Raw genomic sequence first — 26,080 nt, 5'->3', positions numbered from 1 at the left:
ACATAGTGGCAATGCATGCAGTCAGTGGTCTTGCTGTTAGTATTCATAAATATTACCCGAAACAGATCTGTGAATTGACCTCGTCCGGGCATTTATCGCATCTTATTTATCATACCTTTAATACAGCATTTTCAAATCAACGTTTATTCCCATTGTAACATTAGCTCTGTAATCCTTTCTGGTTATATCTGATTCAACCCTTGTATCAACCCTTTCCACAGCAATTCTGTCTTCCTGTCTAAGGCTTCATTCTGCAATCATTCAAACAGTTCCTTCATGACTTTTTGAATTCGGTTGTTGATTGATGTTATGATCCATTGTCCACAATCAAACCTACCAAATATGAGAATGCGAACCTTTACAAAAAACGGCCTGTTTCTGGTTGCATTTCTGATTTCCAATCTGTCATACGCACAATTGCAGGGCTTGCAGCAAGCTGTTGCACCTGCTGTTCCCGGCACAGTGGGCCAGGCGCCTGCTTTGCCGAAGGGTGTGTCTCAGGATTGGTATTCGGAAGCAGTGAATTATCTGAAGCAGCAAGAGCTTAGTTTTACACAGACCTCACAGAAAATGGTGAGAGTGATCAATTCCCCCAACCGAATTGGCTTCAACATCCGGCAGGATGCTATTACCATCCGCAATGTGACTTACAAGATTTCGGATAAGCAATGGGCTTCCACCTTCAAAGTGCTCGGTATCGGAAGAGCCGGCCAGGGTGTTATGGCCGCTGCACCACAGGGGAAAAAGATCGATGGCAAAGAATTACGCTATCGATTCTCTTCTTACGATCTGCAATACCTGAATGATGAAAAAGGACTTCGACAGAACTTCATCGTTAAAAAGCGTCCGAAGGGTAATGGACAATTGAGAGTGTCCATGCAGATCAGTGGTGACCTGGAACCTGCACTGCTGTCAGGCAGCAAACTGGCGCTCCACTCCCGAAGTGATAAGAGCGATATCAAATTGTATTATGATGATCTCAAAGTATGGGATGCCAGGCAACAACCCCTGGCTGCCCATATGGAACTGAATGAACAATCGAATACACTCTCTATCGTGGTGGACGATGCCAATGCCGAATACCCGGTAACCATCGATCCGCTGAACCATACACCGGATTGGACCACCTCCGCGGATGGCGTACTGCCAGGACTTTTAACCAGTCTTCAATTGCAGGTGGATGCTGCTTACGGATTCGGCGTAATTGGTTTGGGCGATGTAAATGGTGATGGCTTTGATGATATTGCCGTGAACGCACCAACCTGTATCGATGTAATAGGCGTCACCAACTTTGCCAGCGCTGGTGCAGTGTTTGTTTACCTCGGCGCAGCCGGTGGCTTACCAACCGTTCCATCAAAAGTATTACGCTCCAGCACTCCCATTGTAGGCGCACTGTTCGGATTCAGTGTGGCAGCTGGTGATGTGAATGGCGATAATAACAATGATATCGTTGTAGGAGCACCACTGGATATGGTGTCTGTCGATTTCGGCGGAGGCACCGGTACTTTGCAGGGTACTGTTGGCGCTGTGCACGTGTTTGATGGTCTCACACTTACCACCGCTCCCAATGCATTGATCAAATTATCTTTCAATCCGCTGCAAACAAATAATATCGGCATCACCAAAAACCAGTTGTTCGGTTTTTCTGTTGGCGTGGCAGATGATATGAACGGCGATGGAAAAGCGGAGATCCTTGCAGGCATTCCATTGTATGAAGGTGCGAATGCCACGGTAAACGGTATAAAATTTGGTGGCGCCTTCCTTTATCTTAGCGACGCCACCAATACTTTTTCTACGGTTCAATCATTGAAACCACCCACCGGCGGGCAACTGGGATTGAGTACAGAAATTGGCGCCATCGTTACTGCTGTTCCTATTTTAGGTCCCACGCTGTGGGCTGTAGCGGGGCCGCTTGTCTCCGGCCTTTTGGATAACCAGCAGGTGGATGGCCTGCTCTACGGCTGGAGCGTTGATGGTACGGGCGACTTTACCGGAGACAATATCCCTGATGTTGTAGTGGGAACACCAGGCGGCGGAACTGTCAATGCATTACTTTCCGGTCTTAGTCTTGCTAGTGCCGTTACCAATGCGCTGAATGGTCAGGTACTGGGCGGAAGCGCCTATGTGTATGCAGGGACCGGCGTTGCCACAGGTGTTGTTACCGATTATGCAGCCCGATTACAGGCAAGCTCTTCAGGTCTGCTCAGCAATGCAGTGAACCTGTTCGGCTATTCAATAAAAGGTGCACGCGGTGCGGATGGTGAAAGGAACGGTAATTTACTTGTTGGCGCTCCACTTGGCGGAACGCTCTCCAACGTACTGAGCCTTGGACTGAAAGCCGGTAATATACATGTATTCAAAAGAAGGACCGGAGCTATCCCCGATCCCGTCAGTTCCGATCAAAGACTGGAAACACCCAGGAATACAACCATCCTCACCTTATTATCTTCCCTTTCGCTCAAACCCAGCATTCTCTATGGTTTGGCAATGGATAATATGCGAGATGTGAATAATGATGGTTTTGGAGATATCATTGTTGGTGAACCATTATCAACCGGCGTGGATGTATTGGCGTTAGGAGTGGATGCAGCCGGTGGTATGGCGCACGTTTACCTCGGCATGGCCGACGGAACTTACGCTACAATTCCTTCCTGGACAGTTTTTGCCAGGAATGATGCGTTGCTTTCCATCAATGCGGCGTCCATGCTGGGCTTTAGTGTGGCAGGAGCAGGATATACAAGGGGAACTACCGGTGGCGCCAAACCGAAAGCACTGGTAGGTGCACCGGGGCGTGCACTGGATTTTGCTTCACTGCTCAATATCCCCGGATCACTGGGTACTGTTCTGGGATTTGCCGCCGGTGATAACGGACTTGGTAAAGCCTATACTTTCGATGTAAGCCTCGTTAGTCCTACAGACCATGATGGCGACGGTATTCCCGATGACATCGATGTGGATGATGACAATGACGGTATCCCTGACCGTTATGAATTCGGCACTGCCGGAAACAGCTTCTTTACACCAACCAATGATCCATCAGGTGATGATGACACTGATGGTATTCCCAATTACATGGACCCTGACAACCCGCAAACCGGCGGCCTCAACCCGCTGGGTGTGGGCATCAATTATGATACCGATGGCGATGGCATCCCCAATCATTTCGATCTCGACAGCGATAATGATGGCATTGCAGATGTGATAGAAGCAGGAGCCGTTGACGCTAACGGTGATGGACGCCTGGATTGCGCGGGTGGTTGCGATGCAGACGGTGATGGCCTGCTCACCCCCATCGATGTGGTCCCCGGTACAGCAGCTACCTATGCTACAGCCGTTTCTAAAATGTCAAACGGTTCCATCCCCGGCGCAGTTGCAGGAAGGATATTCGATGCCGATGGGGATGGTGTTCCTGATTTCATCGATATAGACAGCGATAATGATGGCATTTTCGATCTCATCGAAGCAGGCGGAGCCGATGCTGATGGCAATGGAAGAGTTGACTTCACGGGAGCCTTTGCATTAAGCGATCCTGAAGGCGACGGATGGATCAATCTTTACGATGCAGATATCGATAACGACGAAGACGTATCTGATCCGGGAGATGGTACCTCCAAATCGCTCATCATCTCCACTGATGCCAATGCCGATGGAATTGCCGATGCATGGAGCGATGGACCATCACCCAATGATTTCCTCGTGGATTTCGACAGCGATCTTCGACCTAATTACCGCGACCTGGATAGCGATAACGATGGCATCAACGATGTACTCGAAGCAGGTGGCGCTGACCCCGATGGCAATGGTCTCGTAGGTACGGGAACGCCAACTGTCAACGCCAGCGGCTATTCCACCAGTCTTGCCACCCCGTTGGTCCTCACCAGTGCGGATACAGATTCTGATGGCAGACCGGACGATGATCCCGATATAAATATTTCCTCTTACAGGAATGGCAGCGGCCTGCCAGGCGCTTTCCGCCCTGATCAGGATGGAGACACCAGGCCAAACTTCCTGGACCTGGATAGTGATAATGATGGTATCAATGATGTGATCGAAGGAGGCATCGACCGCGATGGAGACAATATACCTGACGCCGCACCGGCAGATGCGAACGGCGATGGAATGATCGATAATATCACGGATGGCGATATTGATGGCATTCCCGATATCGTCGATTTTACAGATGCACTGTTTGGCGATGGTCGCTCGGGAACCGGCAATTCCGATCCTGTGAACACAGACGGACCTGATCCCAATGCGGCGATCGCAGATTCAGATACCGTTCCCGATTATATGGACCTGGATAGTGATAACGATGGTGTGTTCGATACCAAAGAAGGCGGCAACGCTGCATTTGATGTAACCATCGATGGTATCATCGATTGCCCTGGCGGTAACGCCTCTTGTGATAGTGATCTGGATGGTATCTCCGGTCTCGTGGATGATGCACCAACAGTTGTGGGAGATGGCCCGTCAACAGCATTACCAGACACTGATGCCGATGGCACTCCCGATTACCTCGATCTCGACAGCGATAATGATGGCACTTTCGATACAAACGAAAATTTCAACCTTGACCTTGACCAGGATAATGATGGAAGAGTAGACGGCGCTGATGCAGACAACGATGGCCTGATCAATGTACTGGATGTAGACAACAACCTGTTCTTCGGTGGTAGTCCCCAGGTTTCAGGACCACTGCCCGTTGTGCTCACCCAGTTCAGGGGTACCGCCAACCACAAAGCTGTTGAACTCTACTGGTCAGCAAGCACTGAACTGAACTTCGAGCATTATGAATTGCAGAGAAGCTCAAATGGCGCCAGCTTCACAGCCATTGCTAATGTTACAGCGAAAGGCCACCCAACGTTGAGCGAATACAGTTATACCGACTGGACAGCTTCCAATGGCAATAATTACTATCGCCTGAAGATGATCGATAAAGATGGTTCTTTTGAATATTCAGCCATCATTCTGATCAAATTCAATGGTAACCTGAATGCTAATATCGATGTGGCGCCAAACCCGGTTCACAATTCATTTGTTGTGAAATTCGGAGGATTCGAAAAAGGCATCTATCGGATGCGTCTCATCAATCAGCATGGACAGGAATTGTTTGCACAGGAAATCTATCTGAAACAGGATGTACAAACGCAAACCATTACCCGGCCTGCATCGGCTACTCCGGGCGTTTACTGGCTGATGATAACAGATAAGAACAATACCAGAATTAAAACAATGAAGGTTCTCATGAAGTAGGAGAGTTGCATAGAAAGAAGGAAAGCCAACATCCTTCAAATTAAGCGCAGGGCGTCAACCACAAGTTGGCGCCCTGTATTATTATTACTTACTGGCAAAAATCCCTCCTGTGAAATCAGCATTCCGGGAGCGATTGCGGAAAAACCGTTTTCCTCCTGCCATAAAATCCTTAAATATGCATCATGCCTGCAAGAATAATATTAACGATCTGCTTCATGCTGCTGCAAATCTGCTTTGCACAACAAACCAGCACCGATACCAGCTGGAAATTGAAATACCGCCAGCAGGGAATTCCTGATTACAGGAAGCGTTTGAAGGAAGCATTGTAGAAGATCATTATTGTTTCTGATCGCTGCCATCAGGTGCCTTGTTGATCAGCTCCATGAACTGGTCCAGTTTTGGCGTGATGATGATCTGTGTTCTCCTGTTTGTGGTCCTGCCTGCATCTGTATCATTGGAGGCAACAGGATTGTATTCTCCGCGGCCTGCGGCAGTCAGCCTTTTAGGATCAACCCCATACTGCGTTTGCAAAGCCTGCACAACAGATGATCCGCGCAATGCACTGAGGTCCCAGTTATTCCGGATATTGGTCTGAGAGATGGGAACATTGTCTGTATTACCTTCAATCAGCACTTCATAATCCTTGTAATCCATAATGATCTTGGCAATTTTGCTGAGTGTTGTGCCGGCTGTAGCTGAAATTTCATAGCTGCCGGATTTGTACAGCATCTTATCTGAAAGGGAAATGTATACAACGCCTTTCAGCACCTGCACATCCACATCCCGCATCTCTTCCCTGCTCAGTGAACGGGTGAGATTATTGGTGAGCACCATATTGAGTGAATCACTTTTGTTCTTCGTTTCCACAAGGTGTTTGATATAACTGTTGGCTGCATTGATCTCGTCAACCAGTTTTGAGATGTTCACATTACCCTGGTTGGTGGAGGTCAGGCATTTGTTCAATGCGGCCTGCAATGAAGCCGTATTGGCGCGCAATGCACTGATCTGCTCTTCCAGGCCCTGCACCCTTGCAGTGGAACCGGAAAGGTTTTGCTGACAGTTCTGTAGTTGCCTGCTCAGCTCGCTATTATTCGACTGAAGCGTGTTGTAACTCGTCTGGAGTGCATCGAATTTTTTGTTGCTAACACAGCCTGAAGCGGTTACGATCGACGTCAGCAGAATAAATGATAAAACTGGATTTTTCATAAATTCTTTGTTTTAAAATGTTGTTTATTTCCTGATCTGTCTGTAATGGCTGGGGGTGGAGGGGAATATAAAGAATGGAGCTATATACAATATACGAAAAAAGATGCTTCATTACGTAAGTTGTTTATTCTCTTGCATTTACTGTGCCAGTGCATGTTTACGCAGAATGTATGATTTCAACCATGCTTTCCCGTGCAAATTTTTCCACTTTTATTTTTTCCAAAAATAGAACTGGATCCTGCGGATTACGGCATCCTATAACCGTAATAGATACCTGAAATCGGTCAATCTTTTTTGTTGCGGATTTTATTCATTCATGAATCGCTAATTTGTTTCCACTTATCACCATTTAAACCAAAACAAATCCAATGAAAATCCAAAAACGCAATCGCGTATTACTGAGCCTCGTTCTAATTACAGTGATCATTTCTGTATGTAATAACAAACCGAAAACTGCCAATCCATCTTCAGGCATGATCGTTCCCGTTGAGCTGCCGGTGATCGTTCCCGGGTTTAATTTCCCCGAAGATTCGAATACCATTTACAGCTGGTTGAACAATCCTTCCATGCCGAATAAATATGATTCAGTCAGCGTGTACAAACATGGCTGGGGGATCTGGGCCGGCCTGACTGCAAAAACAGACCAGGTATATGGCGGCGATACACTCCTTGCTTATCAGACCTGGTTGGGAGTTACGGAGGTGCAAACACAGATCGTCAATGGCAGCAAGGCCTGTGATGCCTCTGCAAAAACCATGCGCGCCGTGCTTTCAAGGCCGCACCAGTTCGGACATCATTTATCACCCATCGAGCGGGCACAGTTACTGCAGGTGCAGGCAGATTCCATTACAAAACATGCGCAATTCATGGTAACGGTTTCCTATGACCCCAATGCTGCCTGCTATGCCATCAAGAACCAGATCCTCAAACAATCTGTATTGAACACTTATGCAAAGGCAGGCGGTATTGGGGTTATTCCAGCTTTCCCACAAAAGGCGATTACCATCAAACCCTCCTATTATATTGCAGAAGCATCAGATGGTCTGGTCCGCATTCCTGTATGGCCCGGGCAACCGGAGAAACTGGAAGCCTTCGGTCCGGATAAATGGAATAATTATGTGTATGTTGATATGAGCAACAAGCAACAACCCAACAAGCCACTCGTGCCGGTTAAGATAAACACATCATCGCCCGACAGTATCGCAAATGCTACAGTGAACCTGGATGATTTTATCCACTTTTCCATCGATGAACAAATGGCCAATCATATCAACAAATCAGACAGTACAGAAGGTGTACAGGGAAAACATCGCGCCAAAGCCGGTGAAGTAGCGATCCTCGTATGTATGCACGTTGCCACCAAAGAGATCAGCAACTGGACCTGGCAGACTTATTACTGGGCGCCCAATCCTGCCACGCCTTTTGCTCCCAGCAGTAATGTGGTGGCCGCCCTGCGCCCTTCGCAATTACAGGGCGCTGCTTCACATTATGCCATGCAAACAGCCTATGCGATGGTGCTGCCCAATCAGCCAATCACAGGGGGAACTAACGCAGGCGTAGTGCCGCTGTTGACCTATAATCCATATCTCGAAGCCGGCTTTCATGGAACTGCTCCGGAACCCCGTGCAGATTTCCAGTTGCCGAGCGTATTATTGCCCGGGCCGCAATTTGGTATCCAGACCAATTGCATGAGCTGTCATGCAATGGCCACCCAATCCAATGCGCCCGGCTATACCACAGATATGTATATCAGCATGAACGATACAGCTTTATTCAATAACCAGGTGCAGCTTGATTTTGCATGGTCCATTCAGGGGAATATGATCCTTGATGCAGGTGCAACGGCTGCAAAAAAATAGCAGGTGAAGAGAGGATTTGAAATAACGCTTCTCCTTAAATGGGGAAGCGTTTTTTATTTACTTCGATGTGGCAGGTTGATGCAGGTGCCTCAGTATTTTCCAGTCGATATAAAAAGTGCCGAATGGAATGAAGCTGGCCAGCAGAACGATCCAGGTTGTTCTCCAGAATTTCCATTTCTCCTCCACGCCAACAGTGATGGCGCCGAAAACGAACAAGAGGAATAATGCACCGTGGATAGGCCCGATCACCTGTACCCAGGTGGGATCCTGCATCAGGTATTTCACAGGCATGGCAATGAACACGAGGACCAGCAATGATACGCCTTCCAGGAATGCGTAGAGGCGAAGCCGCCCGGCGGAGCTGACGAAATACTTTTTCATAATCTACAATCTGATTAGCGGCCTTTTTGCCAACGGGGAAAAGGGCCAGGGTATGGCAATGAATATAATAAGCAGCGCGAAGATAAACCACACAAGCATTGTACGGAACTTTTTACGATCACTGTCCTGTCTTTTGGCCATCGCTGAACCTACCGTCAACACTGTAACAGCAGCAAACATCAATGCAATATGGATAAGTGAAAAGAATGTGAAATCCTGTGGCACGGCTCCCCCTGACTTATTATTCCAATAATGTTTCACCAGCGGGCTTTTGAAATACAGGATCATGCCGATCATCAGTTGAATATGACCAAGGGTGGTCGCCCAATGTCTGAATGTGTTATCGGTCTTCGAGAACAAACTATTCCGGAGGTAACCAACAACGCTTCTGTAGATAGAAAAAAGCAGGAAAAGCAGCAGAGCCCATCTCACCGCCGAATGTGCAGTAAGCAAAAAAGCATACATGTGAATTCTATTATTGGCAGCAAAGCTAATCTAAAAACATACTAATCGGTATGTTTTTGTTCAAAAAAATTATTGAAGGCTTTCGAGGTAGAGTTTCAGTTCTTTCAACCAGGGTTTGTAAGCATTCCTGCTATTGGCCAGTTTACCGAAATTGCGGACACCCCAATAGCCAGACATGATGAAGAGTACAGCTTGTTTGACATTCACATCTTTACGGATGAATCCTTTCTTTTTTCCATTCTCCATAGTTGTGATCAGCAGTTTCTGCCATTTATCCGTCAGCTCTTCCAGCGCCTGGCTGAAGAGATGGTTCCAGGGCGCCATCTCCTGTGTGAAATTGGAAGCAGGGCAACCGTACTCTACTTTCAGGAATTCATCTTCCATCAGCAGTTGATGTAGCAAATGATAAATTGCTGTTACCGGGTTTTCATCTTTTTGCAGCGGTTCGATAAAACTCTGTGTGAGGGAGGGTTTGAGTATTTCATTGATGATGGCCAGCCCCATCTCATCCTTGCTATTGAAATGATAATAGAAAGCGCCCTTGGTGACTTTTGTGGTAGCGATGATCTCATCGATACTGGTTGCCTGGTAACCCTTTTCATAGATCAGGCCAAACGCCTTTTTGAGAATGGTAAGTCTTGTTGCTTCGGCCTTCTTCATAATAAGATACCAACTGGTATTTATTGCAAAGGAATGGAATCCCGCCGGTTCAGCAAAAGAAAAAGGGCAACCATTGAAATGGCAGCCTTGTCTTGCTATGATAATGAAGTGTTCCCTTTATTAGAAAAAGCAGACTGTGTTAGAAGGGGTAGATGGGAGAAATAGGGGGGATGGGAGAAATAGGGTGTGGATGGGAGAAATAGGGGGGATGGGAGAAATAGGGGGGATGGGAGAAATAGGGTGTGGATGGGAGAAATAGGGGGTGGATGGGAGAACAGGGTGTGGCCAGTCGCTCGCCTCTGGCGAGTGACTTCTAATTGTTCGCCTCCGGCGAACACCGCGTCGCCGGAGGCGACTAAATAAAAGTCACTCGCCAGAGGCGAGCGACTGGCCACACCCCTGCTTTTTACTGCCCCCCCTGCTATTCCAGGATCTTTTGTGCAGTCTTCTTCCTGTATTGTGCAGGAGAGATACTCATGAACCTGGAAAAGATCCGGGAAAAATAATATTGATCATAGAATGCCAGTTCATAAGCGATCTGTTTGATCGGCTTTTTAGTGAAAGCCAGTTGCTGACAGGCTTCCTGGATCTTGAGCTGGTTGAAATATTCAATGGGAGAGAATCCTGTCCGCTGTCTGAAGATGGTGGAAAAATGAGAAACAGACAGATGTGAATGACTCGCGAATTCATTCAGCGTAAGGTTGGAGCCGAGCTGGTGCTTCATCAGTTCGATAGTGGATGCGATAGGATCATCCGGCGCTTCCTGGGCCACCCTGTTGTATTTCTCTTCGTAGAGTAAAGAAGAAAGAAAATAATGGAACATCATATTCGCGTAACGGAGATTGTCGATACTATATCCGTTCTCCAGTGTGTAACAGATCTCTTCGAAAAGTTTGATACGGCTTTCGTTGTAGGAGAGATAGGGAAGATAATTCTGAGAATTGTCTGTGATCAGGTTCATCACAAAACCGGCGGTGTCGCCTTTGAAATGGACCCAGTAAATAGTCCATGGGTCTTCATCGTTCACACCATACTTATGTGGTGTATTGGCGGGGATCACAATGAAATTTGACGGGGAGATGTCCATCCTCTGTTTATCCACCATTACCCATCCCTGACCCTCCACGCAGTAGATAATGATGTGCTGGTCGATACCATGGGGCCTGTCTACATAATGCTGATGGGCTCTCGGATAATAGCCGATATCCGTAATGTAGATCTGCTTTGTGATGGGGTCTTTGCTCAATATTTCTTTATCCAGTTTGTGGGGGAGAACGATGAGCTTCTGACCTTCGAATCCCTGCTTCTTTCTGATCTTTTTCACTGACATGATAATAATTAGGTAAGTTGAATCGACCGTATAAAAATCTATCTTTTTCAGAAAATAACCTATTCCCCGGAAAAAAAAGGAATGCGAATTTTGAAGTCGACCCCAGTACCTCCATGCAGGGTTGATCATTTAAAGCCAAAAACGATTGCAATGCTGAGACTAACTCTTCTTCTCCTCCTGTTCACCTTCACCTTTTCGGGTCTGCAAGCCCAGACCCGCATCCTCCGGGGTAAAGTGACCGACGCGGAAACCCGTTTGCCAATGGCGAATGTTTCTGTAAGTGCAACAGGAGATGCAAACCCAAAGATCACCGCCGCCGACGGCAGTTTTTCCATGAACGTAAAAGGAAAACTGATCCTGATCGTTAGCCATGTTGGCTATAAGACGCAAACTATTAATGTACCTGAGGCTGACACCTCCATTCAGATACAGTTGCAACCTGAAGCTGCCGATCTCACCGATGTGGTGGTGATCGGGTATGGTAAGCAACAGAAAAAAGATATCACCAGCGCCATCTCCAGCATTTCCGGAAAGGAAATGAAAGAACTGCCGGTTACTAATCTCAACGCGGCCCTGCAAAGCCGCATCCCCGGTATGCAGGTAGTGAGCACCGGCAATCAACCCGGTGCCGGCACCAATGTGCGCATTCGTGGCATCAATGCCATCACGCAGGGAACCGGCCCCATTTATGTAGTGGATGGCGTGATCGTTTCGTACGATATACGAGAGATAAATCCCAACGACGTTGAATCGATCGATGTATTGAAAGATGCGTCCGCTGCAGCCATCTATGGTTCACGCGCTTCCGAAGGGGTTGTGATCATCACCACCAAAAAAGCGAATAGTGGAAAAACATCTGTCAACTACGATGCTTATTTCGGTTTGCAGAAGATGGCCAAAGCCTACGATTTCGTAGACAATATAAATGACTACGTGAACCTGCGCCGCGCCGGTCTGAGCGATGAAGACCCCGTTGCATGGCCAAATAATTCAAACCTGGATACCATCCTTTTCAGTGGCGATGAAAGAGCCAATATGGCTGCGGGAAGATGGACAGATTGGGTGGGCGCCGTTACACAAAATGCACCACAGATGAGCCATACGCTTAGCATTTCCAACGGGTTCGGAAAAAATAAATTCTATCTCAGTGGCAACTACCTCAACCAGGATGGTATCATCAAGGGGTCTAATTTCATTCGTTATTCACTCAAGGCAAATATGGAATCCGAGGTCAGCAGCAAACTGAAGATCGGTATCAATTCCAATTTCTCACATATCAAGAACGATGTTGTCAGTAACGAAGTTTTTTACAATGCCATTACCATCAGCCCCCTGATGAGTATCTATGATTCTTCAGGCAAGCCATCTGCCAACTTCGATCCAACAGTTCCCAACAATGGCCGCCTGCTTTTCAATAACCCCGTTACGCTCACACAGAATCCACAGGAGAACACTGATGATCGTTACCTGGGCAATCTGTTTGGTGAGTACAAGATCATTCCCAATCTCATATTCAGAAGCAGCTTCGGACTGGATGTTTACAAAAACCAGCGCTTCGAATATTATCCCAGGACCACCAGTGCAGGCTTCGAGAAGAAAGGTGTGGCCAAGATCCAGAATTTCGGCTGGCGTGATTTTCTCTGGGAGAATACGCTTGCTTATTCCTGGTCTCCTTCCAAAGAGCATCAGTTCGACTTCCTTGGGGGCGCTACCTATCAGCGCAGAAGGCAGGAATGGAATTATGAAGAAGCGTCAAACTTTCCAACCGATGACCTTCGTTATAAAAAAATGGACCTGGCTGGTAGCCGTGACCTGATCCAAAGTGATTTTTTCAGTTGGTCTGTGAGCTCTTTGTTCGGTCGTGTTATCTATAAATTCAAGAACAGATATATCATCAATGGCGCATTGCGCCGTGATGGTTCATCCCGCTTTGGCTCCGATAACCGTTATGGTTATTTCCCCTCTGTGAGTGCTGCCTGGCGGATCATCGATGAACCATTCATCGGATTGAAAACTCAATCGTTCCTCAATGATGCCAAGTTCCGTGTAGGCTTTGGTATCGTGGGCAACCAGGAAATCCCGATCGATGCAGTATATACGGCCATGATTCCCGGCGCTTACCCCTACAATGGCAGCACCGTTTCTCCCGGTTTTCAATTGAAGACAGACAATATGGGCAACCAGGCATTGAAATGGGAAGAGCAAAGACAGTTCAATGCCGGTTTTGATCTGGCTGTATTCAACAATTTCGCACGCCTCACATTCGACTATTATACCAAGAATATCCACGACCTCCTGTTGAGAAACCCACTGGCGCCATCGCAGGGCTTCGATAATAAATGGATCAATGTATCGGAGATGAATACACGAGGAATCGATATCGGACTGAAGTTGAACCTGATCAGGACAAATAATTTCGACTGGCAGATGGATATCAACTGGTCCAAATTCAGAACGAAGATCGTGAAACTATTGCCTGGTGTGGATTCCCTCAGCCCCTGGTTGAAAGTGGGAGAAGCACCCAACAGTCTGATCGTGGATTATGTTTATGATGGACTCTACCAGAAAGGAGATGATTTCTCGCTGAATCCGGATGCAAGACCAGGAGATATTCGAGTGAAGGATATCGATGGCAGTGGCAAGATCAATCAGTACGACCGCACCATCGTGGGCAGAACAGTGCCCAAAGGATGGGGAGGTATCTGGAGCTACTGGCGTTACAAGCAATGGTCAATGACCGTTTTCGCCAATTACACGTATGGACATGATATCAGCAATAAAGCTTACCAGGATTATTTATACTATTCCAGCAAAACAAATGCGAGAACACTGAAAGAAGGTTTGAATTACTGGAGGGAAGACAATACCCAAACTGATGTGCCCCGTCCGAATCAATTTGGCAGATCGTTGCGCGCACTTGAAGCAGGTACTTCCAGCTTCATCGTGCAGAAAGGTGATTTTATCCGCATCAGGAATATCACCCTCGCGTACAATGTGCCAGGTTCATTGTTGAACAAGATCAAGGCCAATTCACTGCGAGTTTACGTGCAGGCCGTGGAACCCTTCCTGTTCACCAGTTACAAGGGAATCGATCCGGAGATCAGTGTGGGTCAATATGATACTTATCCACGCTATCGCACATTCCTGTTTGGCCTCCAACTTAGTTTCTAATTTCAAAACCTGAATTGCCATGTTTACCATAAAAAACTGTATTCGATTACAACTCTCTGCCATCGCTATTGTTACGTTGCTGGCAGTAGCGGGTTGCGGAAAAAAACTGGAAATCATTCCTGAAACCTTTGTTGCACCTGAAGAGCTCTACGCTTCCGAACAGGGGGCCGTGTCTGGCATCACCGGCATCTACAGAAGGATGATGGACTATTGCGCGGGCGATTACTATTTTGTTGGCATCGTTGGTACCGATGAGGGTAAGACCAGTTCTTTTGTTCCAACCTGGGGCGGTTACTGGCAGCATTATGATGGCCTGAACAGCTACAACAACCTGCTGGGCGCTCAGAACAATCTTATACAGGGAGCCTGGAATTCATTGTACAAGGGCATCAACAATACCAATCAGGCCATCAGGTATTTGCCTGGAACGGCCACTTCGCAGGCCATGCGGGATAAGATGATGGGAGAAGCAAAATTCTTCCGTGCTGTTTTCTATTTTAAACTGGTGCAATTCTTTGGCGGTGTTCCAATGCCTACAGAAGTGGAAGACCCGCTTGCAGATGCCAACGGAGGTAAACCGAGAAGCAGTGAGGACGAAGTGTATGCGCTCATCATCGACGACCTGAAATTCGCCATGGATAAACTCCAGCCGAAAGGAACAGCAGAAGTGGGGCATATCAACAAGGAAGCCGCACAGGCGATGCTGGGAAAAGTTTACCTGACCAGGAAAGACTATCCCAATGCAAAACTGATGCTGGCCCCGATGATGACCCTTACCAATGTAGGCCTGATGCCTGATTATGCCGATCTCTTCAAGGAGACAAACGAGAACAATATCGAGTCTCTCTACGAAGTGCAATACTCCAGTGAGATAGGGTTTACTAACGGTCAGGCAAATACGTTGGGAAGCTGGCATAACCAGAATAAATTCCCCGGAGGCGGCGGACATGTAGTGATCCCTACTGATTATTATTCCAATAGTTTTCAACTCACCGATAAGAGAAGGGATGCCAGCATCCGCTATATTTTCTATGATCAGAACGGCAATGTGGTGGACTATTCCTGGTGGGCCGACGTGGGTAAACCCCATGTAAAGAAATATGATATCACCAAAGACGAAAACCTCACAGGCAGTGTTTCTTCCCGCAATCTGTATTTCCTCCGCTATGCTGATGCCATCCTGATGTATGCAGAAGCACTGAATGAATCCAATGAGTCCGGCGATGCCCTTACTTACCTGAACAAGATCCGCAACAGGGCAGGGCTGGATAAGTGGGAAGATGTGCTTGGCCATATGCCCACGCAACAGGAACTGCGTGACGAGATCCTGATGGAACGCATGCGCGAACTTGGCTTCGAAGGCTGGCGCTGGTTCGATCTGAAAAGAACCGGCAAACTGATCAGCCAGACAAAGACCTATAATCCCGATGCCACCAATTATATCACGGAGAAGAACCAGTTATTACCTATTTCCTCAAAAGAGTTTGAACTGAACCGGGCACTGAAGCCAACTGATCAGAATCCCGGGTATTGAGTATTATCGAAAGAGAAATGGAAAAATATAAAGCTGAAATAATGAAAAGAGGATGGGCGGCTGTTTGGTGGTTGTTGATTGCCTGCCTGCCATTGAATGTATCAGCACAACAACAGCAACTGGCGGGAGACAGTATAGTGCTGAGCAATCCCCTGCTTAAGGTAGTGGTGAACCTGACTACAGGTACTGTGAGTTACAGATTCAGCAGTGGCACTACCCTGGAAAATACCATCGCTTATGTGGATGAGCTGCAACAGGGAATGCTGTTGAGCTCAGCTTTCAGCAAACACAGTGTAACCACAGACAAAATAAAAGACCCATTAGGAAAAGGGATTTGCCTGAACCTGGTACATGAATCGGACCAGCAAACTGCATCGCTTGTACAATACATCACCATTTATGAGAATAGTCCATTTATATTGGTCACGGCAGAAGTACGTTCAACCAATGGTTCAATAATTGAAACCAGGAATATTTCGCCGGTTACCATCCTGCCACAGCAAAAGGGAAAACTGATCATTCCCGGCAACCAGGCCATTTTCACCGATTATCCATTCGATAATGATAACTGGGTGGATGTGATTGCCAGGAAATGGCCGGAGAATGAAAGATCGGTCAGTGGTACCAGTTATGAACTGGCGTCTGCCTATGATGAATCATCAAAAAGTGGATTTGTAATTGGCAGCATATTACACGATTTCTGGAAAACAGGAATAATATACGGTACGGGCAAAATAGCAAACTCCATCGATTCTCTGATCGTGTACGGAGGCGCTGCCACCAGGGATATTCCTGGTCTGCCTGATTCTTATGGTGGAAAAGATGGCACACATGATGTAATGCCGCATGGAACGCAACAGGGAACATCTGTATACGCGCCGCTGGTTTACCTTTCCGCTTCTGCCGATATACGCAATGATCTGCTGACCTTTGGCAATACGTTGAAAAGAGTCAACGGCTATTCAGACTGGAAGAAACCGGCTCCCTTCTATTGGAACAGTTTCGGGGTGGAAGGCGTACTGGGTTATGAAAAAGTGTTGATGCCGGGAGATATGGCAAAAATAATTGACTATATCCATTCGCTTCCCAATTTCAACAGCAGTACCCAACCGGTATTGAGCATCGATTCATATGATCAGAATATCTATTCCACCGAAGTACTGAAATCCATCGGACGTTATGGAAAAAAGAAAGGCCAGCAAATGGGTTTTTACTTTATTCCATTTTCCCTCTGGACCTGGAAAACGCATATCAATGAGTCGAAACTGACAGGTACAGAACATATGCTTCGGGATGTGGTACTGCTGGATGATAAAGGCAATTACGTACCTTACAAGGATGGCGACTGGGGCGCATTTCCCATCGATCCAACACATCCTTATACGCGGGATTTCATCATCGGGCAATTACAGAAAGCAAAAGCCATCGATGCGAAATTCATCAAAATAGATTTCCTCTCCGCCGGAGCACTGGAATCTGCAAGACGCTACAATCCTCAGGTGAGATCGGGCATACAGGCTTATAATTACGGAATGAAAATGCTGCGTCAACTGGTGGATTCCATCCTGGGACCTGATATTTTCATCACGCAGGCCATCTCGCCACTGTTCCCTAACCAGTACGCGCATACGAGATTCCTCTCAACAGACGTGCATTCCCATCTGCGCAATGATCTGCCCGGGTTCCCGCACTATGGCAGCACCTCGGCCAGCATGATCAGCGCTACTAATTTCTGGTGGACGCAGGGCCATCTCTGGCCTTATACCAATATGGATGTGGTGGTGATGAAACGTTTTCAGAAACACAAAGAACTGAGTGAGCAGGATGTAAAAGTTCGCTTGCTGAGCATGATCGTAATGGGAAGTATCATGGGTGATGGCTCTGATTTCAGGGACAAGCTGGCTGCCGATCGCGGCCGGCTCTTCCTCAATAATAAAGCTGTTTGTGGTCTCTTCAACAAGCCCCGGGCCTTTACCCCGCTTCGTTTTCCCATCGGTAACAGGCAGGATCAGCAACTGAGTTATTACCTGCCCGGTGATACCCTGATGCTGGCGGCTTTCAATTTCGATCTCAACAAAACATATACTGAAACTTTCCGTCAGCAGGAGATTGGCTGGGGAAACAGATCATACAAACTGGTGGATATACTTACCGGCAATGAAACAGGCTCCATCCGGAATGGACAGGCAGCAATCAGTATCAGCGTTCCGCCAGGGGATGCAATACTGATCAGGTTGCTGCCATCCGAATAAGAACTTTTAAAATATCAGATATGAGTGTAAAAGCATGGGTTGAAAAAGTGGTGATACCCACTTATGGAACTGGTGGGCCGGAGAAGAATCCGATGTTCCTCGAAAAGCGTGTGTACCAGGGCAGCAGCGGGGTAGTGTATCCTCATCCTGTGATCGAGAAGATCGAAGATGAAAAAATGGACAAAGAATATACTGCCTTGTACCTGGAAAATGAATATCTATTGATAATGGTGTTGCCTGAATTGGGGGGAAGGATCCAGCGTGCATATGATAAACTGCGTAAACGTGATTTCGTGTATTACAACCAGGTGATCAAACCCGCGCTGGTAGGGCTTGCAGGGCCATGGATCTCCGGTGGTATCGAATTCAACTGGCCGCAGCATCACAGGCCCAGTACATTCAGTCCTGTTGACCATACCATCGAAGAACATGCCGATGGCAGCAAAACGATTTGGGTGAACGAAACCGAGTTGATGTTCCGAACCAAGGGCATGGCTGGCTTCACATTGTATCCGGGAAAAGCATATCTCGAAATAAAAGGAAGATTGTTCAACCGTTCCGCTTTTGCACAAACCTTTCTCTGGTGGGCCAATCCTGCCGTGAAAGTGAATGAACATTATCAGTCCATTTTTCCACCTGATGTGTATGCTGTTTTCGATCATGGAAAAAGAGACGTGTCTGATTTTCCCATCGCTACCGGCACATACTATAAAGTAAACTACGCTCCGGGAACCGATATCTCACGTTACGATACCATCCCCGTACCTACTTCTTACATGGCCATTCGCTCAGGTTATGATTTCATGGGATGCTATGAACACGATACGCAGGCAGGCATGCTGCATGTGGCCGATCATCACCTGAGCCCCGGCAAAAAACAATGGACCTGGGGGAATGGAGATTTCGGTTATGCGTGGGACAGGAATCTTACCGATGAAGACGGTCCCTATATTGAACTGATGACCGGTGTGTTCACAGACAACCAGCCGGACTTCAGTTGGATTCAACCCAATGAAGTGAAGAGTTTCGAGCAGTATTTCATGCCCTATGCTTTGATCGGCGCCGTGAAGAATGCCACCAAAGAAGCTATGGTGAACATGGAAGTGGAAAACGATACAGTTCATTTGAAAGTGTATGCTACTGCTTCGTACAAAAATGCAAGCATAGTTTTGTATCAAAAAGGGGCAGAGATAAAGCGGATCTATGCTGATCTATCCCCCGAGGAAATTTTCATCGGTAACTACCAGGATGCACAACCGTTATCCATAACCGATTTGCAGATCGTGGTAGCAGATGCAAACGGCAATGAGCTGGTGAGCTGGAAGCCGGAACCGGTACAGGAGAAAGCTGTTCCGCCTGCTGCAACTGCCGCAAAGCTGCCCGCGGAAATTGAACAGGTGGAAGAACTTTTTCTCAATGGCCTGCACCTTGAACAATACCGACATGCCACTTTCAACCCGTTGGATTATTACCAGGAAGCGCTGCGCCGTAGTCCGGGTGATATTCGTTGCAACAATGCAATGGGACTCTTGCTGATGCGCCGCGGACAGTTTGAGGAAGCGGAGAAATATTTACGTAAGGCCATCGATACGCTCACTACCCGCAACCCCAACCCTTATGATGGAGAACCATATTACAATCTCGGCTGGGCATTACTGTTGCAGAACAGGCTATCCGATGCCTATGAATCTTTTTACAAAGCCATCTGGAATGATGCCTGGCAACATAGCGGCTTCCTTTCATTGGCCAGGATCGCTGCAAAACAACAGCGGCCGGATCTGGCTTTGCAGCATGTGGAAAAATCACTGATCAGAAATTATCATAGTCTTTCTGCCCGTCACCTTAATATTGCCCTGTTGCGCAAATTGAACAAGCCAACTGCTGCGCTGGCGCTGGCGGAGCAGTCCATCGCTATCGATCCTTTCAATACCGGTGCGTATTTCGAATTGTATTTGTTGCATAAGGAAACAGGAAAAGTGGAAGAAGCATCGGCGGCGAGGCAGCAATTTGATAAACTCATGCGTAAAGACAGGAACAATTACCTGGAATTATCCCTTGAATACGCGCATGCGGGCTGGTATGCGGAAGCGATGAAAGTTTTATCCGTTTACATTTCTTCCAGCCCGGTGGCGGAGCCCATGCCGCTCTATTACCTGGGATGGTATGCGCACAATGCCGGGCAGCCCGATGATGCCGGTTCTTATTTCCTCAAAGCCAGTCAACAAAAGGCGGATGGTTGTTTTCCGAACAAAGTGGAGGAAGTATTGATCCTTCAGGCTGCGCTTCGGTATAATCCCAATGATGCTGTGGCATCATACGCAATAGGTAATTTCTGGTACGATAAAAGACAATACAATGAAGCGATCCGTTGCTGGGAGCAATCGCAGCAGGCGAATGGAAAATTTCCCACTGTATACAGGAACTTGTCGCTTGCTTATTACAATAAAGTAAAAAACAAGACAAAGGCGCTGGAGTTCATGGAACTTGCCTTTGAACTGGATACTACTGATGCAAGGGTGTTCATGGAACTGGACCAGTTGTATAAGATCCTCGGAAAGCCTTTTGTAGAGCGGCTTGCCTTGTTGAATAAACATGCTGGCCTGGTGCAGCAGCGTGATGATCTTTTCCTGGAACTGATCACTTTGTACAACAATACCGGTGAGTTTGAAAAGGCAAGACAATTATTGGCTTCCAGGAAATTTCATCCCTGGGAAGGTGGTGAAGGTAAGGTGGTGGGCCAGTTTTTATTGTGTCATCTCGAACTGGCAAAAGAAGCTTTGCTGAACAATGATCCCGATACCACTATCGCCTTACTGGAATCATTAAGCGAATATCCTGAGAACCTGGGCGAAGGAAAACTCTATGGCGCACAGGAGAACGATATATATTATCTGTTGGGATGCGCTTACGAGCATTCGCAACAACAGGAAAAAGCGACAACCTGTTTCAGGAAAGCCACGGAAGGCATCAGCGAACCCGTACAAGCCATCTATTACAACGATCCTCAACCCGATAAGATCGTTTACCAGGCATTGGCCTGGAGGAAACTCGGAGAGCCGGCAAAAGCAGATGCGATCTTCCGGCGATTTATCCACTTTGGAGAATTGCACCGGGAAGACGAGATCCATATCGATTACTTCGCCGTGTCTTTACCCGATATGCTGGTGTTTGATATCGACCTTGACCTGCGGAACAGGATACATTGCCTTTATCTTATAGCGCTTGGCCATCTTGGCCTCGGCAATGAAAGCAAGGCAAAGAAACTGTTGAATGAAGTGTTGTCGCTCGATCTTAACCACCAGGGAGCAAGAACGCATTTGAAGATGATCCCTTTTTTCATGACCGGCGTTACCATCTGAGTACCTATGAACAATATCCAAATGAAATATACAGCAGCACAGGAAGCCGGAGAAAAAGTATCGGTAACCGTTCAGCCTTATCCTGGTGATGAAAGGATACTCCGGTTAAGATTGCGGAACGGGAATATCATTGTGGAATTGACTAATATTGGGGCTGCGATCACGTCCATTTTTACACCCGGGAAAAATGGAGAACTGAAAAACATTGTAGCGGGATATGCAGACCTGGCAAGTTATCTGCTCAACCCGGATTATTATGGTGTGGTGGTAGGGCGGTATGCGAACAGGATCGCTGCTGGTCATTTTTCTATGAATGGAAAAGAATACCAGTTATCGGTGAACAATGGCGGTAATCATTTGCACGGCGGGGTTCAGGGATTCAGTCATAAGTTCTGGACGCTCGCAGCGGTGAAGGAAGATGAGCAACAATGCAGCGTTATGTTTTCCTACAACAGCGCCGATGGAGAAGAAGGTTATCCGGGGAATCTGTCTGTATCGGTGGAATACCTGTTGGATGATACAGGGAAATTGCATGTTCATTATTCCGCCATCACCGATAAGAGTACTCCGGTGAATCTCACCAATCACAGTTATTTCAATTTAACAGGGTTTGAGGTTCCATCGATACTGGATCATTCGCTGGCGGTGAATGCCGCGGCATACACAGAAAAAAGCGAAAACGATACACCTTCCGGAAAGATCTTACCTGTGGCCAATACAGCGCTTGACTTCCGGAAACCACGGAAGCTCCGCGAAGGCATCGATCAATTTCCGGCAGACATGGGATTCGATCATAATTTCGTTCTCGACAAATCTGCGGAAAACAACCTGGAGAAAGCGGCTGTGCTGAGTGAAGCATCCAGCGGGAGAACCGTAACAGTGTACACATCCAAACCAGGCATGCAGTTGTACACGGCCAATTACTGGAATGGAAGTATAGTGGGAGCGCAGGGAGTGGCTTATCAGCAGCATGGTGGTGTGGCTTTGGAAACCCAGTCGTTTCCAGACAGTGTGCATCATCCTCATTTTCCCAGCGCCATTTTGCATCCGGGAGAGCAATACAGGTCAACCACGATTTTCGAATTTGGAATCAATGCAGATTAAATAGTTTCTGACAATGCAACAACAATCATTCAACAGCAGGTATATACTGGGCATATCCTTCATCTCCGCATTGGGCGGGTATTTGTTTGGTTTCGATTTTGCGGTTATTTCCGGGGCATTGCCCTTTCTTCAAAAACAGTTCGAGCTGAATCAGTATTGGGAAGGATTTGCCACTGGTAGTCTTGCGATAGGAGCGATAGCTGGCTGTTTGATTGCTGCAGCAGTATCCGATAAATATGGAAGAAAGAAGGGATTGATGATAGCAGCGTCCATTTTTATGGTTTCTTCCATAGCAATGGCATTGGCGGGCGACAGGAATTTTTTCATTTTTTCCAGGGCGATTGCAGGTGTGAGTGTTGGCATGGCCTCGATGTTATCGCCCATGTATATTTCTGAAATTTCTCCGGCGCATTTGCGCGGAAGAATGGTGGCGATCAATCAACTGACCATCGTGATCGGTATCCTGATCACGAACCTGGTGAATTACAGTTTACGCAACCAGGGCGTGGATGCCTGGCGTTGGATGTTTGGACTGGGCGCTATTCCATCCGCATTGTTCTTACTCGGCGCATTGCAATTGCCCGAGAGCCCTCGCTGGCTGATCAGCGCCGGGCAGACACAGAAAGCAGGTTCCATTTTGGCAAAGATCGGGGGCGCTGATTTTGCTGCGAACACTGTAGCGCAGATCACCAAATCGCTTACCGGGAATCATAAACTGAATTATAGTGCGCTCCTGCATCGCGCTATTCTGCCGGCGGTACTGGTAGGGATCGGGCTGGCTGTATTCCAGCAATTATGTGGTATCAATGTGGTGTTCAATTATGCGCCGCGGATCTTTGATAGTATCGGCGCATCGCAGGATGATCAATTGTTACAGACTGTGTTTATAGGCGCCATCAACCTGGTGTTCACATTGCTGGCGATGCTGCTGGTTGACAAACTCGGCAGAAAACCATTGATGCTGATCGGTGCAGGAGGTTTGGCCGTGCTGTATGGAATTGTGGTGAGCCTGCTTGCAGCCGGATCGGCAAATGTTTCCTGGTTCCTCCTGATGGCAATTGGCACTTATGCAATGACGTTAGCGCCCGTTACCTGGGTATTGATTGCCGAGATATTCCCCAACAAAGTGAGAGGGGCCGCCACTTCCATCGCAGTGATCAGTTTGTGGCTTGCCTATTTTATACTGGTATTCACTTTCCCCATTTTGTTCAATAGTTTGAAGGATAGTACATTTTATATTTATTCCGGCATCTGCGTGCTTGGTTTCTTCTTTGTGTGGTTTAAGATCAGGGAAACGAAAGGCAAAACCCTGGAAGAGCTGGAAGGGGTGATCAGCGCTCATTAGCAAAGAACGCTTCTCCAAAGCTTTGCCAGTTATGGACTTCTTTTTCCGGAAGGCCGGTCAGTTTTGCGAGTAAGCGGTAAATATCTTCTTTCTTTTTTCCATTTTTTCTGAGGTATTGGATCGATGTGGATCCTGCCGATTTGGAAAGTTTTTCCCCTTTTTCATCATTGAGGAGCTGGTGGTGGAAGAAGACGGCTTCCTGGAATGAGTTCGGGGCAAGCTGATTTGAAAGATAACGCTGTGCAATACTCGAAGGACGGAGATCGAGCCCTCTCACGATCAGGTCTATCCCAAAATAAATATCATCTGCTACTGATGCCAGTTGGTAAGACGGCATGCCGTCTTTTTTCCTCACAACGAAATGATTCATGTTTTGCGGGAGGGAAACGGTGATGCTATTGGTCTCCATGCAATGGAGGGGAAAGCTGGTTTGGGAATCGGTAAACAATCGCCAGTTCAAATCAGGACTGTTCAGCGGATAAGCTGCGGGGATGCAGGTTCCGGGGTAGTTGCCATCTGGCGCGGACTGCTGCAATTGAGAGCGTGTGCAGTTGCAGGCGAAGATCATTCCCTGCGTTACCAGTTGCTGCAGCATTTCCTGGTAGATGGGCAGCCGGTGTATTTGTGAGAATTTTTCTTTGAACTCTCTGAGGCTGCGCGGGCCTTCGTCCCAGGGCAGTTCAAGGAATTCCAGCAGATCGAAAATGTCCTGGATGTATTCGTCCTGCGCGCGTGCCTGGTCCATATCATCGATTCGAAGTAGAATGGAAGCGCCATTCTTTCTTGCCAGTGCAGTGGTCAATATGAATGAGAATGCGTTCCCCAGGTGGAGGTAACCACTGGGAGTAGGAGCGATCCTGGTTTTGTTGAATGATCTTGCCTGGCTCATCAGAGTGCAATGATAGTTTTTTCTCTAAAAAGAATGGAAATTGAAATCGATCCCCTTATCTTTGCGCTCCGCAAATGGATTGGTAGTTCAGTTGGTTAGAATGCCGCCCTGTCACGGCGGAGGTCGCGGGTTCGAGTCCCGTCCAGTCCGCAGAAAAATTAGAACGCCTTCAAGTCATAGGATTTGAAGGCGTTTTCGTTCGAAGTTTTATAGCTATTTCCACTTGGCATTTATCGAAAAACTGATTGGCAGATTATTATGAGGTCCGAAGCGAATAGGTTCTTCTAATTTTTAAATTGTGGTGATTAAGTGATAAAAAATCTCTCACCAAAACTATATTAGCAGCAAATGCCATATTGGTAGCAGGTTAATTCAATTGAATCATTAATCCCTATATATGAACAGTGGGTCAATAAATAACCGGGTAAACCATACTGCTCCTTAAGCCATTGATATCCTGCTGGTTTTGTAGGCATACCGTAATTTACGGTAAAATTGTTAATTCGTACGGTAAAACGATTATATTATGAGTATAGTGCAGTAAAATAATTACACGTGCCTTGAATAGACTGTAAATTCATATAATGAGCTGTAAGATGGCTATCTAAGGCGAATTTTACTGTAAATCAGTGTCTCATTATCAACTGTGCATTTGTTCGAACTCAATCCCTATCACCGGCTGATATATCTTTTCACTTTGCCAATTGAGCATTCAGCAAATACCTATTTAAGAAATCCACAATCTTATTCATATCAGCCGCAAACCGATTCGAAAGTTGTAGCCTACAGTCCGCAAAAAAGAAAATCAGCATTGCCAATTTTCGCTTTTTCATTTTTACATCATTTGCACATCAATACTTGCTAATCATGCAGGAGAAAAATACCTGAACAAATAATAAAGCGCCCATCCTGTAAACAGGATGATCAATATCCATACCCACGCAGGAATGCTCTGCGGCGTTTCACTGCCTTTGATAAGAAATGATTTCTGATCGCCCTTGCCATAGGCATTGATCATGATCGGCAGCACACCATCCACCACATCATGCTCCCTGATGCCTTCTACGGCAACTGCCGGTCCATTGCGAACTACAAAGGGGATCTTGCGTATACCTTCTTTTCCTGTTGGATCTTTACTGACGATCTTCAGTACATGCTCTCCGTCTACCAGCTTCCTTGTATCGAGTTCGAAACTCACGGGCGACAATAATTCTGCTATAGGGCTGGTTTCTTCATCGATGAAAATATAGATGGTGCTTTTATCGCTCATGG

Annotated in this window: 16 protein-coding genes and 1 tRNA gene; 10 read left to right on the top strand and 7 right to left on the bottom strand. The window is 47.0% G+C overall.

All coding sequences use genetic code 11. The features are described 5' to 3' along the window. Window positions 1–342 precede the first annotated feature (342 nt). Window positions 343–5,253, top strand: a complete 4,911-nt coding sequence (locus tag D9Y29_RS06670; RefSeq protein WP_164735296.1) for an FG-GAP repeat protein — start codon at window positions 343–345, stop codon at window positions 5,251–5,253. Window positions 5,254–5,435: 182 nt separating this feature from the next. Beyond that, window positions 5,436–5,582 (top strand): hypothetical protein, encoded by a 147-nt coding sequence (locus tag D9Y29_RS26495; RefSeq protein ID WP_164735295.1) that lies wholly within the window; start codon window positions 5,436–5,438, stop codon window positions 5,580–5,582. Window positions 5,583–5,589: 7 nt separating this feature from the next. Here D9Y29_RS26495 and D9Y29_RS06665 read toward each other — a convergent pair whose 3' ends face one another. Beyond that, entirely contained in the window at window positions 5,590–6,459 is an 870-nt protein-coding gene (locus D9Y29_RS06665; protein ID WP_127126280.1) for an OmpA family protein, read from the bottom strand. Window positions 6,460–6,827: 368 nt separating this feature from the next. On the opposite strand from D9Y29_RS06665, the gene D9Y29_RS06660 reads away from it, so the two are divergent. Then, complete coding sequence (locus tag D9Y29_RS06660) at window positions 6,828–8,318, top strand: hypothetical protein (RefSeq protein ID WP_127126278.1); 1,491 nt, start codon at window positions 6,828–6,830, stop codon at window positions 8,316–8,318. Window positions 8,319–8,375: 57 nt separating this feature from the next. Here the strand turns inward: D9Y29_RS06660 and D9Y29_RS06655 are convergent, their stop codons facing one another. The 4 genes from D9Y29_RS06655 to D9Y29_RS06640 form a co-directional block, all read right to left on the bottom strand. Continuing rightward, window positions 8,376–8,699, bottom strand: a complete 324-nt coding sequence (locus tag D9Y29_RS06655; RefSeq protein WP_127126276.1) for a DUF3817 domain-containing protein — start codon at window positions 8,697–8,699, stop codon at window positions 8,376–8,378. Window positions 8,700–8,702: 3 nt separating this feature from the next. Next, window positions 8,703–9,164: a hypothetical protein gene (locus tag D9Y29_RS06650; protein ID WP_127126274.1), complete on the bottom strand. Its 462-nt coding sequence runs from the start codon at window positions 9,162–9,164 to the stop codon at window positions 8,703–8,705. Between the two features lie 69 nt (window positions 9,165–9,233). Further along, entirely contained in the window at window positions 9,234–9,824 is a 591-nt protein-coding gene (locus D9Y29_RS06645) for a TetR/AcrR family transcriptional regulator (protein WP_127126272.1), read from the bottom strand. 421 nt (window positions 9,825–10,245) lie between these two features. Continuing rightward, complete coding sequence (locus tag D9Y29_RS06640; RefSeq protein WP_127126270.1) at window positions 10,246–11,154, bottom strand: AraC family transcriptional regulator; 909 nt, start codon at window positions 11,152–11,154, stop codon at window positions 10,246–10,248. Between the two features lie 150 nt (window positions 11,155–11,304). Between D9Y29_RS06640 and D9Y29_RS06635 the strand changes: the two genes are divergently transcribed. Genes D9Y29_RS06635 through D9Y29_RS06610 form a run of 6 tightly spaced genes read left to right on the top strand, consistent with a single transcriptional unit; the run spans window position 11,305 to window position 23,919 of the window. Beyond that, a complete protein-coding gene (locus tag D9Y29_RS06635) occupies window positions 11,305–14,325 on the top strand; it encodes a SusC/RagA family TonB-linked outer membrane protein (RefSeq protein WP_164735294.1) in 3,021 nt (1,006 codons plus the stop codon). Between the two features lie 19 nt (window positions 14,326–14,344). After that, entirely contained in the window at window positions 14,345–15,859 is a 1,515-nt protein-coding gene (locus D9Y29_RS06630) for a RagB/SusD family nutrient uptake outer membrane protein (RefSeq protein WP_127126266.1), read from the top strand. A gap of 41 nt (window positions 15,860–15,900) precedes the next feature. After that, window positions 15,901–18,111 (top strand): alpha-amylase family protein, encoded by a 2,211-nt coding sequence (locus tag D9Y29_RS06625; RefSeq protein WP_241237865.1) that lies wholly within the window; start codon window positions 15,901–15,903, stop codon window positions 18,109–18,111. A gap of 20 nt (window positions 18,112–18,131) precedes the next feature. Next, on the top strand, window positions 18,132–21,470 hold the full coding sequence (locus D9Y29_RS06620; protein WP_127126264.1) for a DUF5107 domain-containing protein: 3,339 nt from the start codon (window positions 18,132–18,134) through the stop codon (window positions 21,468–21,470). Window positions 21,471–21,476: 6 nt separating this feature from the next. Then, window positions 21,477–22,574 carry an aldose epimerase family protein gene (locus tag D9Y29_RS06615; protein ID WP_127126262.1) on the top strand — a complete coding sequence of 366 codons (1,098 nt, stop codon included), beginning with the start codon at window positions 21,477–21,479 and terminating at the stop codon, window positions 22,572–22,574. 13 nt (window positions 22,575–22,587) lie between these two features. Continuing rightward, window positions 22,588–23,919 (top strand): sugar porter family MFS transporter, encoded by a 1,332-nt coding sequence (locus D9Y29_RS06610; protein WP_127126260.1) that lies wholly within the window; start codon window positions 22,588–22,590, stop codon window positions 23,917–23,919. Here D9Y29_RS06610 and D9Y29_RS06605 read toward each other — a convergent pair. Further along, entirely contained in the window at window positions 23,906–24,808 is a 903-nt protein-coding gene (locus D9Y29_RS06605; protein ID WP_127126258.1) for a glutamate--tRNA ligase family protein, read from the bottom strand. The two genes, D9Y29_RS06610 and D9Y29_RS06605, sit on opposite strands and share 14 nt — an antisense overlap. Window positions 24,809–24,884: 76 nt before the next feature. Here D9Y29_RS06605 and D9Y29_RS06600 point away from each other — a divergent pair. Next, a tRNA-Asp gene (locus D9Y29_RS06600) sits at window positions 24,885–24,958 on the top strand. A gap of 715 nt (window positions 24,959–25,673) precedes the next feature. Here D9Y29_RS06600 and D9Y29_RS06595 read toward each other — a convergent pair. Next, window positions 25,674–26,078 carry a cytochrome C gene (locus D9Y29_RS06595; protein ID WP_127126256.1) on the bottom strand — a complete coding sequence of 135 codons (405 nt, stop codon included), beginning with the start codon at window positions 26,076–26,078 and terminating at the stop codon, window positions 25,674–25,676. Between the last annotated feature and the right edge of the window lie 2 nt (window positions 26,079–26,080).

The sequence above is a fragment of the Pseudoflavitalea rhizosphaerae genome (assembly GCF_003991355.1).
Lineage (GTDB): Bacteria > Bacteroidota > Bacteroidia > Chitinophagales > Chitinophagaceae > Pseudobacter > Pseudobacter rhizosphaerae.
The sequence above is the reverse complement of the archived record's forward strand: the minus strand, read 5'-3'. Positions and strand labels throughout refer to the sequence as shown.